This is a genomic window from Mycoplasmopsis bovigenitalium, assembly GCF_900660525.1.
Lineage (GTDB): Bacteria > Bacillota_I > Bacilli_A > Mycoplasmatales > Metamycoplasmataceae > Mycoplasmopsis > Mycoplasmopsis bovigenitalium.
In genome coordinates, this window is record NZ_LR214970.1 from 56,580 (window position 1) to 71,752 (window position 15,173).

General features: G+C 30.3%; 11 protein-coding genes. 8 read left to right on the forward strand and 3 right to left on the reverse strand.

The features are described from left to right. Positions 1–30: 30 nt before the first annotated feature. Together EXC34_RS00265 and mnmG are read right to left on the reverse strand one after the other, a co-directional pair. Positions 31–477 (reverse strand): 23S rRNA (pseudouridine(1915)-N(3))-methyltransferase RlmH, encoded by a 447-nt coding sequence (locus EXC34_RS00265; RefSeq protein WP_129687418.1) that lies wholly within the window; start codon positions 475–477, stop codon positions 31–33. After that, positions 464–2,296: a tRNA uridine-5-carboxymethylaminomethyl(34) synthesis enzyme MnmG gene (gene mnmG / locus EXC34_RS00270; protein WP_129687419.1), complete on the reverse strand. Its 1,833-nt coding sequence runs from the start codon at positions 2,294–2,296 to the stop codon at positions 464–466. Before mnmG ends, EXC34_RS00265 begins: the two co-directional genes overlap by 14 nt. 59 nt (positions 2,297–2,355) lie before the next feature. Between mnmG and EXC34_RS00275 the strand changes: the two genes are divergently transcribed. Further along, positions 2,356–3,180 (forward strand): HAD family hydrolase, encoded by an 825-nt coding sequence (locus EXC34_RS00275; protein ID WP_129687420.1) that lies wholly within the window; start codon positions 2,356–2,358, stop codon positions 3,178–3,180. A gap of 95 nt (positions 3,181–3,275) precedes the next feature. Here EXC34_RS00275 and EXC34_RS00280 read toward each other — a convergent pair whose 3' ends face one another. Further along, a complete protein-coding gene (locus EXC34_RS00280; RefSeq protein ID WP_129687421.1) occupies positions 3,276–5,345 on the reverse strand; it encodes a bifunctional metallophosphatase/5'-nucleotidase in 2,070 nt (689 codons plus the stop codon). 350 nt (positions 5,346–5,695) lie between these two features. Here EXC34_RS00280 and EXC34_RS00285 point away from each other — a divergent pair, with 350 nt between their 5' ends. From EXC34_RS00285 to EXC34_RS00315, 7 genes are all read left to right on the forward strand, one after another. Beyond that, complete coding sequence (locus EXC34_RS00285; protein ID WP_129687422.1) at positions 5,696–6,985, forward strand: BMP family ABC transporter substrate-binding protein; 1,290 nt, start codon at positions 5,696–5,698, stop codon at positions 6,983–6,985. 14 nt (positions 6,986–6,999) lie between these two features. Then, complete coding sequence (locus tag EXC34_RS00290) at positions 7,000–8,862, forward strand: ABC transporter ATP-binding protein (protein ID WP_129687423.1); 1,863 nt, start codon at positions 7,000–7,002, stop codon at positions 8,860–8,862. After that, positions 8,862–10,787: an ABC transporter permease gene (locus EXC34_RS00295; protein WP_129687424.1), complete on the forward strand. Its 1,926-nt coding sequence runs from the start codon at positions 8,862–8,864 to the stop codon at positions 10,785–10,787. The genes EXC34_RS00290 and EXC34_RS00295 overlap by 1 nt, the downstream gene beginning before the upstream one ends. Next, entirely contained in the window at positions 10,787–11,728 is a 942-nt protein-coding gene (locus EXC34_RS00300; protein WP_004420650.1) for an ABC transporter permease, read from the forward strand. The genes EXC34_RS00295 and EXC34_RS00300 overlap by 1 nt, the downstream gene beginning before the upstream one ends. Positions 11,729–11,737: 9 nt before the next feature. Continuing rightward, entirely contained in the window at positions 11,738–12,814 is a 1,077-nt protein-coding gene (locus EXC34_RS00305; RefSeq protein WP_129687425.1) for a leucine-rich repeat protein, read from the forward strand. A gap of 184 nt (positions 12,815–12,998) precedes the next feature. Then, positions 12,999–13,583, forward strand: coding sequence for a variable surface lipoprotein (locus tag EXC34_RS00310; protein ID WP_129687426.1), 585 nt, complete (start codon positions 12,999–13,001; stop codon positions 13,581–13,583). 259 nt (positions 13,584–13,842) lie between these two features. Beyond that, entirely contained in the window at positions 13,843–14,760 is a 918-nt protein-coding gene (locus EXC34_RS00315) for a hypothetical protein (RefSeq protein ID WP_129687427.1), read from the forward strand. The last annotated feature ends 413 nt before the right edge of the window (positions 14,761–15,173 follow it).

Genomic DNA, 15,173 nt, shown 5'->3' on the forward strand with positions numbered 1-15,173 from the left:
TAAACTATTTCATTTAGGGTCAATATGTTTTTATTTATGATATTTTTTGTTATTTAATATTGAAGCTGCTCGATATATCTGTTCGCTTAGCATAACTCTAAAAAGTTGGTGTGGAAAAGTTAATTTTGAAAAACATCAACTAAAATTTGATTTTATTTCGCTTTCAATTACACCATCTGAACCACCAATAATAAATGTTATATCTTGTTGATTGTCAATTATTTTACTCAGTTCAATTGAGTCGATATTTTTTCCTCTTAAACTACATAATATTACAAATGAATTTTTTTGTATTGCGTCAATAATTAATTTTGTTTCTTTTTGTTTTTTGGCTTCTGTGTTTTTTTCTTCACTAAATTCTTTTACTTCTACAATTGAAAATGAATAGTAATGGGAAATTCTTTTAGCATAAGAATTGAATAATTCTTTGAACTCTGGAGATAAATTTCCAACAGAAATTATCTTAATTTTTTTCATTGTGTTTGCTTTCGATATGAAACATTAACATTTGGATGTCAGCAGGATTAATGCCGCTAATTCTTGAAGCTTGACCAATTGTTGTTGGCTTGATTTGTATTAATTTTTGTTTAGCTTCTGTCGCAATATTTTTAACTAATTCGTAGTCTATATCATTTGGTATTTTTAAATTTTCAAGACGAACCATTTTGGCAGCATCATTTTTTTGTTTTTCAATATAACCATGCAATCTAACCATAATAGTTAGTTCTCGCTTATACTCAAAATCAGGGATTACATCATCTACTTCAACCTCAGGTCTTGATAAAATTTTTAGTAATGATGGACCATCAAAAACATTATATTTAGTAGCTAATTCAGACTTGCTTGAAATATGGTTGTTTGCTAAATATTCGATTTTATTGTCAATTTGTTTGTATTTTTCAATAACTTTGTCATATTGTTCTTGTGTTAATGTTCCGGCATAAAGTCCATATTCAGCCAATCTTATATCTGCATTATCATTTCTTAATAAAAGGCGATATTCTGCTCGAGATGTTAGCATTCTGTATGGCTCTTTTGTTCCTTTTGTTACTAAATCATCAATCAATACGCCAAGATAACCATGGTTTCTCAATATAACCATAGGTTCTTTGTTTAAAATTTTTAATCCTGCATTAATTCCTGCTACAAGTCCTTGTCCAGCAGCTTCTTCATAACCGCTGGTCCCATTAATTTGTCCAGCAGTAAATAAATTCTCAATAATTTTTGTTTCTAGAGAGGGTTTTAGTTGCAAAGGGTCAATTGCGTCATATTCAATTGCATATCCTCATTTTTGCACTCGTGCATTTTTTAATCCCGGAATTGTTCTAATTAATTGATCTTGAACGTCGATTGGTAATGAAGTAGAAAGGCCATTTACATATGTAATAGTTCCATCTGCTGTTTCAGGTTCAAAAAAGACTTGATGACGAGGTTTTGATGCAAATTTAACTATCTTATCTTCAATTGATGGGCAATATCTTGGACCTATACCTTCGATTAATCCAGAATACATTGCACTTTTGTGTAGGTTTTTATTGATAATTTCATGGGTTTGTGGTGTTGTGTAAGTTAAATGGCAAGCAACTTGAGCGGGGATATCAACATTTGAGCGACTTGAAAAACTTAAATTTATTTCATCAAGTATTTCTTGTTCAACTTCTGAATAGTCAATTGAATCAGATCAAATTCTTGGAGGTGTTCCTGTTTTTAGTCTTTGCAATGAAAAACCATGTTTTAAAAGAGAATCACTCAATGTTTTTGTTGTTTTTTCGTTATCTGGGCCACTAAAAATTGCATCAGATCCCCTTAGTATTCTTGAATCCATATAAGTCCCAGTTGTAACCACACAAACCTTTGCAAATATTGTTTGATTATCATCAAGAATTACACCTTTAAAAACGCCATTTTCTGCAATAATTTCTTCAACACCGGCTTGATAAAAGTCTAAATTAGGTTGATTATCAACATATTCATTGATAATTTTTGAATATTTTTCCTTATCAATTTGTGCTCTAAGGGCTCAAACCGCTGGCCCTTTTGATTGATTTAACATTTTCAACTGAATAGTGGCAAGGTCAGCTCACAGACCTTGCATTCCGCCAAGTGCATCAATTTCCCTAGTTATTATTCCCTTTGCAGGCCCGCCGATTGAAGGGTTGCAGGGCATCATTCCTAATCTACTTTTATTAAATGAAATGAGCAAAGTTTTGTGTTTTTGGTGAGTTAAAGCAAATGCAGCTTCTAATCCCGCATGTCCTCCACCAATCACAATTGCATCATAAGTCTTATTATTCATAAATTATATTTTAATACAAAAGATTAATATTAATTATTTAATTTTGGTATAACTATATTATGGAAAAACGTTTAATTCAAGCTTATTTTATTGATCTGGATGGCACAATGTTGGATGCTGGCGAAGATAATGGTTTTATGTCCGCTGAAAACATTGAATTTTTAAAAGAATTACAGAAAACTACTCCAGTTATTCCTTCGACTGGGAGAAGACCAAAAGGTGCAGTTCCTCAAATAATGAAATTGATTAATGCGCCATACGCAGTTTGTTCGACAGGTTCAGTTGTTGCAGATCCTAACGGTGAAATTATTCATAGTGTAAATATAAAAAATGAGACTAAAAATAAGTTACTTAAATTATTCATGGATACTAAATTAAACATAATAATTAATGGTGCAGATACAATTTATCATTTTGGTGAATTCAATTGAAATAAAAGGGATTGAGTAAAAAGATTTGATAAAAAAAGCTATCAAGAAATAGATAAAAATCAAGATATTAGACAATTTTTGATTTTTGGTTTAGATCTAGAAGAAACATCAAATTTTGAAAAATATTTAAACGATAATTACCCTGAATTAGCCACTCATGTTGTTTCTAGAGGATATTCAATTGAGGTTACTGATAAGTCTGCTACAAAAGGTTCTGCAAATAAATATGTTGCTGAGCTTTTAGGTTTAGATATTAAAAAATGTGCTCATATCGGCGATTCAAAAAATGATTTGTTAGCATTGCCTCATGTTGGTTATTTAGTTGCAATGGGTAATGCTGAACAAGAAATTAAGCAAGCAGCAAGTTTTGTTGGTGAAGATTACAGTAATGGCGGTCTAGCAAGAACAATACAAAAATTCGAAAAATTTATTGATAAAACTATTGAAAATTAGTCAATGAATTGATACAAAAAATAACGAATTCAATTTAAATTTACTGATTTTCGTTATTTTTTAATATTCAATTATTTTGAATTTGATGCCAAAAATTATTGTGCAGATTCGGTTGTTGTAGCTGCGGGCGCTTTATGATTTACAACAACATTTTTTGGTAGTTTTTCTGCACTGTAGAAGTCAATTTGTGCATCACCAAATGGATTATTCTCGGTTGCTTTAAAATCTGTCTTTGTGATATGCTGGCCGTATTTAATTAGTTCTTGAAGCATGTCTGACCCCTCAAAGATTAATTTGACTGAGCCATCAGTGATTTTTGCATAATTTAACATGTTGTATTCATCACCACCAACAAGAATATAATCATCGGTAACTAAGTAATATGTAGCGTTTTTATCAATCGCTTTATCATTAATTTTTATTGACTCTTCGACAGGATTGTATATTTTATCCGTTGGTTCAAAATTAATATTTAATTTAACATTTTTTGATCATTGAGCAAAGCCACCTGAAAATATTTTTTTAGCGCCGTGCGCAATAACTTCAATTAATTTATCACCTTTTAATTCAACAGCCGCTATACGATTGCCATAAGGAGACACAGCAAACATGTTGCCACGTGTTATTGGCCCTTTAACTAGGTTTTCGCGGATGCTACCTCCACCAACAAACGCTATTGTGTTATCTAAATTATATTTTTGACCATCTGCTGTTGATTTGTCGCTAATAAACGATCAACCAAGCGCATCAGCAACAAACATACCTAGGTTTGTTTGTTTTTGTCTACCTAGAGCTGATGATTTATTTGCTTCTTCAACTTTGTTAGATGTTGTATGAATAAAATCAATAGGATTATCGAATACTTTAACACCATTAATTTTTTCAAATTCTGCTTTTAACTTAGTTATTTTTTCATCAATTATTTTATTGTTATTTATTGTTCCACCTAAAAGTTCAGTTTCTTCCATTGTTCTAAGTTGTTGATTTACTTTTGTAATTTTATTAGTTTCTGTATCAATATAAATATCTAATTCACTTAAATATTTTGTATATGAATCGGCTTGAGTTAGTATTGTATTGTTTATTTTTTCAGCTTTAACTAATGTGTGCGAGTGTCCGTCAAGAACTAAATCAACACCTTCAACATTATTTGCAAATGTACGTGAATCTCACTCTTTATTTTGTCTATCAACACCTAAGTGCGTTAGCGCTATAACAATATTTACACCCTTATCTCTTAATTCTTTTGCATATTTTGTACCTTCTTGTACTGGATCTTTAAAAGTAACGTGCACTGAGTTTTTTGGGCTTGAGGTTCAAGCAGTATCAGGTGTAGTTATACCCATAATTCCAACTTTAATTCCTGATGCTAGTTCTTTAATTATATAAGGTTTGAATACTAATTCATCTGCAACCGCATCTTTACCATCTATGTCTTTAACCTTGTCAGTTACTGCTTTTTGGTTTCAAACAATGTTAGCTGATAGAAATGGCATATTTGGCGTTTTCTTTTGAATTTCGAATAGATGTGTCAAACCATAGTCAAATTCATGGTTACCAACAGCCACTGCATTATAGTTCATTAAAGCAGCGATTTCTGAGATAGTAACACCTTTATCTGAATCTGATAAAGGTTGACCCTGAATTAAGTCGCCCGCAGATAATAATAAGTCTCTTGAGAAATTTGAACCTAATATTTCTGCATGCCCTTGCATTCCTGAATATTTATTATATTTACCATTATCAAAAACCAAGCGACCATGTTCATCATTTGTGTGAATTAATTTAACTAGTCTAGTTTTGTGGTCTTTTAAATTTCTAAGTTTTAAGTAGTTATCATCAACATTTTTTCTTAGTGCTTGTAATTCAATTGTTTTCTCTTTAACTCATGCATCTTTTTCAGCAGTTAGTTGTTTTGTCTGTTCTTTTGTGTTTCCGCGTTTTTGAATATTTTTGTATTTTTCTTCAAGTTCTTTTTTGTGTTTAGCAATTGTATCATTAAACACTTTGTAGTGTTTTTCATATTCAGCAAGTTGAACTTCAAATTGAGTATTGCTTTGTGCATCTTTATCTTTTTGTTTAGTGTTTGTACAGCTTATAGCAATAGTTGGCAGCACTGAAAGAGCTGCAATTGGCATCATATTTAAAAATAATTTTTTCTTCATTTAATCTCCTATTTTCTCTATATAAAAATTATAAACAAATACGTATCTAATAATTTAATTGTGGCTATAGTAATTAAATTTTAATTATGTTTGTTGGTAATTTATGGAAACTAGTTTAATCTAACTTTGTTGTATTTTCTTTAAAGAGTAAAATTTAATTAAATAAATAATTTTGAACTATATTTTTCCGTATAAAAACATTTTACAATAGATTTCGTAAAAATAAGAATATTTACTATGTTTAGTTGGCAATATATAAAGTAATAAAATATTAATATTTAATATATAATTTAATTGTAAATTTACATATATTCCGTTTGTGTATGTAAAAATTTAAAAAAGGAGATATTTTGAAACGTAAATTTTTACTATCTATTAGTGCAATTTCTGCACTAAGTGCAATGCCTTTAATGGCTGCGGCGTGTGGTAATAAAAAATACTCACACCCAAAACAACCAAGTCAAACAGTTGTTAAAATTAATTTAAACAACAGTTTTAAATTAACAGAAGAACAAATCAAAAAAGCCCCTAAAATCGTTATGATTAACGACGGAGGGGATTTAAACGATAAATCATTCAACCAATCGGCTTGAGAAGGTTTATTAACTTTTGCAGATCTACAAAATAAATTCCCATATTCACAATTTGATGTTATTGAGGTTAAGAACTCACAATTTGCGCAAGCTTATCAAACAGCTTTAAAAGGGGGATATCAAATTTGAATTGCTCCAGGATATTTACACGGAGATCACATTGGTACTTTTGTTAAAAATAATTTAGATAAAATTAAAGAAAATAAAGTTGTAATTATTGGAGCAGATTATACTTCTGATTTGTCAGGTCACGGAATTTACCAAGATTTCAAAACTAAAGAAGCTGCATTTATGGCGGGATATGCTGCGGGTATGTTCCTTTCAAATGAAGCTGATCCAAATAACAGAACAGTTTCAAGTTTTGGGGGTGGTAAATTCCCGGGTGTAACCGACTTTATCGAAGGTTTTTATAAAGGTATTCTATGATGAAATAATCAACAAACCGATGAAAATAAAAAAGTTCACACTCTTACAGAAACAGTAGATTTATCTTCTGGATTTGAAGTTACACCTAAGATGAATTCAACTATCGACAGTGTATTGGCATTAAATCCAAAAATGGTTCTTCCAGTAGCTGGACCTGCTACAAACGTTTTAATTAACAATGAAAAATCAAAAGATAAATATATTGTTGGTGTTGACACCGACCAATCTCTTTCAGCTCCTAAAAATAAAGAATGATTCTTTACTTCAATTCTAAAAAGTATTGGACAATCTACATACGATACAGTTGGTAGATTAGCTTCAACACAAAACTTAGCATCTGAGAGTGATAAATTAGGCAAGTTTGAATTAGATAAACGAGATGGTAATCAAGTAGGTGGATATAATGAAAACTGAGTTGATATTGCGCCTACAAGCATAACCGATCCAGCTAAAAAACAACTTGCTGTTGCCGCGCTTCAAAAAGGTAAAGAAGTGTTTGAAAAATTAACACAAGAAGAAAAAGACTATCTTGCTTCAAAAAGAGCTCTTAAAGATGGCGCAGAATATAATACTGAAGAAGAACGTCTAAATGCTCTTTCAAAAGAATTAATGAAAAAATAAGACAAATTTTCTAAATGTACGCAGTAGAATTTAGAAACATAACTAAAAAATTCCCCGGAATCATTGCAAATGATAAAGTTTCTTTCAAAGTAAAAAAAGGAACAATTCATGCATTGATTGGTGAAAACGGGGCAGGTAAAAGTACTTTGATGTCTATCTTGTTTGGACTATATGAGCAAACAAGTGGGGAAATCCTAATTAATGGCAACAAAGTGCTTTTTTCTGGACCAAATGATGCCAATGCACTAGGTATAGGTATGGTGCACCAGCATTTTAAATTAGTTGATGTTTATACTAACCTTGACAACATTATTTTGGGTGAGGAATGAACAAATAATATAGGTGTAATTGATAGAAACATTGCTATTAAAAAAATTAAAGCATTACAAAACAAATACAACCTACAATTTGACCTTTTCCAAAAATCAGGTGAAGCAACTGTTTCAACTCAACAAAAAGTTGAAATCATGAAAATGCTATATCGTGGAAACGATATTCTGGTATTTGATGAACCAACAGCTGTTTTAACTGATGAAGAAATTCAAGGTCTATTAAAATCTTTTGAAATTTTTAAAAAAGCAGGAAAGACAATAATCTTTATTAGTCACAAACTTAAAGAAATACAACAGGTAGCAGACACTGCTACAGTTCTACGTTTAGGTAAAGTGGCAGGCGACTTTATTATGGGTCAAACATCTATTGATGATATTATCAAGGCAATGGTTGGTAATGAAGTTGTCGAAATTAAAAACAATATTGAATGCAAACGAGATAATGTTGTATTCTCAATCAAAAACCTAACAACAACAAAACTTAAAAAGAACCTTAAAAATATTAACTTTAACATCCACGCGGGTGAAATATTTGCAATTGCTGGTGTAGCCGGCAATGGTCAAGAAGAACTTGAATATGTAGTTGGTGGTATTGAAAAACCATCAAAAGGTTCAATTAATCTTTTAGTTCATGACGAAAAAACAAATAAATATGAGTTAAAAGATATTACAAATACAAATGCACAAGACAGAAGTAAATTACACATGTCTTATATTCCAGCTGACCGTCATCACCATGGAGTTATTCTTGATTTTAGCATCCAAGAAAACTCTGTAATTAGAAGACTTTGAGACAAAGAATTCCAAAAAGCTGGTGTTTTCAAAAATAAAAACATCGCCGGATTTACTCAAAGTGTTATTGAAAAATATGACGTTCGAAGCTCGCAAGGAGCAAAAAGTATTGCTCGTTCACTTTCGGGTGGTAACCAACAAAAATTCATTGTTGGACGTGAAATGATGACTGAACATGATTTTATAATTATTGTTCAACCTACTCGTGGTATGGATATTGGTGCAATAACTAATATTCATACTCAAATTCTTGATGAAAAAGCAAAAGGCAAGGCAATTTTACTAATCTCATATGAATTAGATGAAGTTTTAGCTCTTGCGGACACAATTGCCGTTATTAATGAGGGTAAAATTTTATCAATTAATGATGCAAAAAACATCACTCGGGAACAAATTGGTAAATTCATGTCAGCTTCTTCTTCATCAACAGAAAATTGATTCAATCCAAATGATATTGAAGACTCAAAAGATTCATATATCACAGCATTAAACAGAAAAATTGCAAAACAAAAAGAACAAATCTTGCTTCAAGAAGCTTCAATTAAATCAAGTCTTGTAGTTGCAAGAAAAACCAAGGGTGCTGATAAAAATGTAATCAACGAATTAAAACAAAGTTTATTAAAAGTAAAAGAACAAAAATCTAAATTATTTAATGAAACAAAGCGTGAGTTAATTCATGCAAAAACTTCATTTAATGAAATTTATGAAGATTACAAAAATAATCAAGCAAATAAAATGAAAGGAGAAAAATAATGCAAACAGAAAACAAAAAGTTTAATCTTTGACAAAAATTTTCTGCTAAAGCATCAGAATTTATTCGTTTAGATAAAACAAAATCTACTGCTCGCAAAGTTTCTTCTTCCTTATGGTCATTATTTTTTGGAATTTTAATTGCTTTTGCTTATATCGTAGTCAAAAAAGGTGTACAAAGTTCAATATTTGTTAACCCTATTGAGATTATTACAACTGTTCTTAAATCTTTTAATAGTTCAAACAAATATAAAATTCTTCAATACTTTTTAGTATTCGGCTTTAGCTGCATAGCTTGTGCGTTGAGCTTTAAGGCGGGCTTATTCAATATTGGTATTCCAGGCCAAATGATGATTTCTGGTTTTGTCAGTTTTGCTCTAATAATTCGTTATGGAGCAACAGAATACCAAGAAACACCTACTTGATTGCTAGTTATTGCCCTATTTATATCAATAATATTTGCTTTTGCTATTGGTTTAGTAGCCGGAGCACTTAAAGCTTATTTAAATGTGCACGAAGTTATCTCAACAATTATGATTAACTGAATTATTGTTGGAATATCAATGCTTATTTTTCAACAATCATCAGCATCAATTGTTTGGCCAAACTTTAGCTCAGCACACTTAAAATACTATTTTGCCGATAACTTGCAAGGAACAAATGCGGCATTTACTAACATAAGTACAAATGTAAAAATGGCCTTCTTCATTGTTGGAATTGTTGCATTATTAGCATTATCAATTGGAATTACCTTTATTTTCAACTTTACTAACCTAGGTTACAAAATCAGAATGCAAGGTATTTCTAAATCAAATGGTAAATATATGGGAGTTAACGACAAGCTTTTAACTGTTATGGTGCTTGGAGTTTCATCTGCCATATCAGCTATTGCCGGATTTTACTTCTATGTAATTGGTGAAGGATTCTTCTTAGGAATTACGCAACCACTTAACTTAGGTTTTGAGGCAATCGCAATTAGTTTACTTGCCCTAAACTCACCAGTTGGTGCTCTATTCTCATCACTTTTCTATACATACATTTATACTTCAGGGCCTAGCTTACAATTAGCACCTCTTTACATTCAACCTGAAGACTTACAAGTTATAACATCAGTTATTTTATATCTTGCAGCAACATCAATTATGTTCTTGCAATTTAAACCAATTAACTTCAGTGTTAGAAAAGCGCTATTATTATTAGACCCACGTTATTTAAAATATAGAAAACTAGAACAATTACTTGTTAAAAAAGCTTCATTAATTGCTCAATATAACGCAAAAATTTATGCTTTAGAACAAAATTCTAATAGCCAAAATTATCAATCTTCAATTAGCAAACTTACCAAAATTCAAGATACTTATACTGCTAAATTTACTAAGCTAAACAACGCAATTGAACTAGCTAAATTCAACTGCCAAAAAGCAAATGAACTTTACCAAATTCAAATAGAATTATTTGCTGCTAAAAAAGATAATAATGCGCAATTAATGAGTGATATTAAAGCTAATATAACTCAATTCAAACAACAATGAAAAACAGAAAAAATGCAATTCAAACCTTTTAATTCTGCACCAAGCGAAATTAGAAGTGACATTAAATTAAACAACACAGAAAATTCATTTAAACTGCAAATTAAACAATTACGTAAACAATTAGCACAAATCACCAATGAGTATTTAACAAATGCTATGAACTACAAAAATAGTGATGACCAAACTATTGCCTACTTCGAAAATATCAATGGTGAAAAAATGAAAATTAACTACCAATTAATGACTCTTGGAGTTGGTGTTAAATTTAAACTAAAACAACAACGTAAAGCCCAAATTAAAGACATAAAATCTGAACACAATGACACATATGAAATGATTATTTCACAAAGAAAACAAATGCATATTTGTCCATTTAGAAAGAGAAAGGAGGCATAATGGCATTAACAATTAACGTTTATTCTTGATTCTTACTGTTCTTTTGCATCTTCTCTCTAGGTGCAATTAGTGGGCTATTCTCAGAAAAAGTTGGTATTGTTAACCTTGGTATCAACGGTATGATGGTTATTGGTGCTGCTTGCTATCTTGCATTCAGTAACACACTATCAAAATTTGACGGCAATGAATCTTCAGGATGATGACAAATACCAGCAACACTATTCGCTGTTGGTTGTGCATCATTATTCTCATTACTTCATGGTTTTGCAACCATTAAACTAAAAAGTGAACACACTATTTCAGGTTTTGCTATTAACTTATTAGCATTTGGTATAGCAATTATCCTACTTGACTTCTTTGGTAACGGTAACCGTAAACCTACTATGGGTATTACTGAGTTAAAATATGTAGTTGAAGTTGCTGGCTCGCAAAAACTAGAAATTATTTCTTGAAAAATTGTTATTACTTTAGCAATCATTGCTTTCTCAGCATTCGCTTTATATAAAACAAAATGAGGTCTAAGATTTAGAAGTATCGGTGAAAATCCACAAGCAGCCGATGTTGCTGGAATTAATGTTTATAAATACAAATGACAAGGTATTGCCATTTCTGGCGCAATTGCTGGAGTTGCAGGTGCAATATTTGCTCAAGCAACCCCTGCATCATTTAATGGAGATGTACTTGGTTATGGATATTTAGCACTTGCAATTATGATTATGGGTCAGTGAAACATTTTCATTGTTTGTGGTGTTGCTATTGGTTTTTCACTACTATATGCTCTATCATTCTCAACAGGTGCATTTATCAACACATTAAGACCTTATTCACCTCTACTTGAGACAACTCCATACATATTATCATTAATTGTTATTATGATTACTGCTAAATCATCACGGGCTCCGGCCGCTGCTGGTTTAGTCTACGATAAATCAGTTCGCTAGGAGAAATAAATGAAAAAGTTTAATAAATCACTACTTATAAGCTCTACACCATTATTATTCACTCCGCTTATTGCTACATCATGTAATCTATCTGAAACAATTAATGGTAATAAATACGTACAACTAAGATCAAATACTTTAATTGAACTTAATATTCCTAACCATGTCACAGAAATTGAACCTACAGCACTATTTTTAAGAAGCAAACTAGAAAAAGTTACTTCTAAAAATATTGCAATTCTACCCAAAGATCTATTTCGCTCAGGCAAAGACAACATTGGCGCTAACTCTTCTTTAAAAGAAGTTTCATTCAAAGCTGTTAAAGCTATCGATAATGAAACTTTTAAAGGTTTAATTAACCTAGAAAAAGTTGATATGCCTCTAGTAACTGAAATTGGCGATAGTGCCTTCGAAAATACACCTAAACTTTCTTCTCTTTTTGTTTCTCCTATTTCTAAACTTGGCAAAAATGCTTTCAAAGGCGCAAAATCGCTTATTCAATTCCCTACTCTAACAAATCAAATTACCGAGCTTGCTGAAGGTGTATTCTCAGAAACTGCCCTAACTGAGTTTTCAAATGAAAATATCATTGCGATTGGCAATGCGGCATTCAAAAACTCAAAAATCGAAAAAATTATTGCCCCTAAAGTTACTAAAATTGGCAAAGAAGCACTAATGAGCCAAAGCTTAAAAGAAATAAAATTCTCTGAAAACGCTCAATTCGACCCTCTTGCTTTTGGTTCTAATTTCGCAAAAGCTCCCCAAGCCCTTTTCGATCAAAATGGTCTTTTAACAATCAACCATACTCTATTTCTTATTAACAAAGATAAAGTAACTTCTTTAATTAAAACTGAAAACCGTAAAGTTAAAGAAAAAGATTCAGAAAAGGAAAAAGAAGTTACTTTTACGACCCTTACTCTACCTGATGAAATTACTACTATTAACGTTGAAGCCTTTAATCAACATAGAAATAAATTCAACAAACTAATTGCTAAGGGCGTTAAAATTAGCGACCAAAAACAATTAGATGAATTTAAGAAAAAATTAAACTCATTAGGTATTACTGAAATTGAATTAGCTCAATAATTCAAATTCCCCAAATTAATAATCAAAAATCAAGCATTTATTCCACTGCTTGATTTTTTATTATGCCCATAATATCGCTCAATATTTCATTATTTTGCTGCCGAAAATACATTATTAGCAGTTTTTTAAGAAAATTGCTTTGATATATATAATATGCCCAAATAATATGTAAAAAGGAATAAATATGAAAAAGAATAAATTATTAAGTATAGCTATTATTAGTGCCCCACTTTTATCTATACCTTTTATTGCGGCTGCTTGCCAAAATAATCAATCGAGCCCTAAAACTAAGCAAGGTAGTGAATCGCAACCTGAGGTAGGTTCAAAAGACAAAAAAACTACTCAAACCGATGACAAAAAAGGACAAAAAACAGGTAGCGGCACAGAAGGATCAAAAACTGATAAAAAACCTAGCGAAGACCAAGGTAAAAAAGATTCAATGCAAAGTGGTGCTCCTGACAAACAAAAAGAAATAGCAATGAAACTTGAAGAAGAGAGACTTAAAAAGGAAAATGATCCTGAAAATAACCTACAATTAAAGATTGCTCAAGAATTAGCTGAAATAGAAAAATACAAAAAGCAACACGCTGATAGAAATAAAAAAATAAAAGAGGCTATGGAGAATCTTAAAAAACAAGAAGAAACAGAAAAAGCTAGAATTGAAGAGCAAAATAAAAAAGATAAAGAAGCACAAAATAATCTAAAAGCTGAAGAAGATAAAATAAAAGATTTGGTTTTAAAAAAATCCAAAGCAAATAGTGCTAAATAATCTAAGTTTTATTTATAAATTTCAAATAAATTAATTTGAATTCTTAAAAAATACTAATCTGAGAATTAAAATTAAGCAATATTTACAATTAAAAAATCAAGCATTTACCATTTTTGCTTGATTTTTTATTGATATCTAGACTTATATGTTTCGCTTAAAATAGCATTTTTGCAATATTTTTCATTGAAAATTGCATTTTTTAGTAGTTTTATAATAAAATGCTTATAATAATCCTAAATAATATGTAAAAAGGAAATATATGAAAAAAAGAATAATATTAACAGCATCACTAACAACATGTGCATTGCCACTAGTAGCGATGTCATGCGACAAACAAATGAGGAAAGAAACTGATAAACCGACACCTGTTCCTCAAGGCAATGATGCTAAAGACAAAAAAATCTCATTGTTAGAGGCAATTAACAAAGATTTAGAAGCTAAAATTAAACTATTAGAAAATCTAAATGACAAATTAATGGCCGAAAATAAAGAAATTAAAGCTAACCCCGAAAAATGAGCAAAACATAAAGAATTAACATCATTATGAGCCAAAAACAAAATTGAGACACAAAGCGCTCTTGAGGGTATCAAAGATGTAGCCACAAAAACTAAATATCAAGAGCGATATAATCAGATTGTGGATGTTATAGACAAATCTTCTACACAGCCAACAGCAGAGATTTATAATCAACAATTAACTAAATTGAAAGAGATTGTAGAAGAGATATCAACTCACCCTTATAAACGTCAATATGAGGAAATATTAAAATGAGCAGAGGGCGAGAGTGAACTAATTAAAGAGGATCAATTAAAACAAATTACAGACAATGTTGATATAAAGAAACCTCAGACTATGAAACAAGGTATTGAATCAATTCAAAGTCTAATCCGTAATTTAAAATTGGATGGAGCAATATTTAAATTTGAACCACCAAAATGAGTGAAATTACCAAATGCAGAGAAAATTAAAGAAAGTCAAGAGATTGCTAAAGCTGAATTTGATGCAATAATTAACGAATTAAAAAGCCAATTCCCTTCTTACGCAAATGATATAGATGGCGAAATAAAGGCCCTTGGTGATAATCCTAAATATTCACAATATGTTAAACTAGCAAAGGATTTAATTAATAAATATAGAACAATCTCACAAGGAAATAGGGCTACAACGCAGCCTTAAAAAGATGAAAATGAACAACGACACAATTCTATAGTTAATTTAACTTTAAGAATTTATAATCTAATTTTTATTGATAAATATAAAATAAATTAATTTAAATTCTTTAAAATCACTAATCAAACAACTAAAATTAAATAATATTTACAATCAAAAAAATCAAGCATCTACCATTTTGCTTGATTTTTTTCTTTTACTAATATTAGACCTGTATGTTTTGCTTGAAATATCATTTTTGCAATATTTTTCTTTTAAAATTGTATATGCTGTACTAGAACTTTAAATTTAGGAATTTAAATGCAAACAAGAATCTAATTTTTTTATTTTTCTTTTTTATTTTCAAATTTGTGTGATTAATACCACATTTTTCTTGTAAATTTCTTTTTATTTTTCAATCAATAAAAATTTTGGAATGT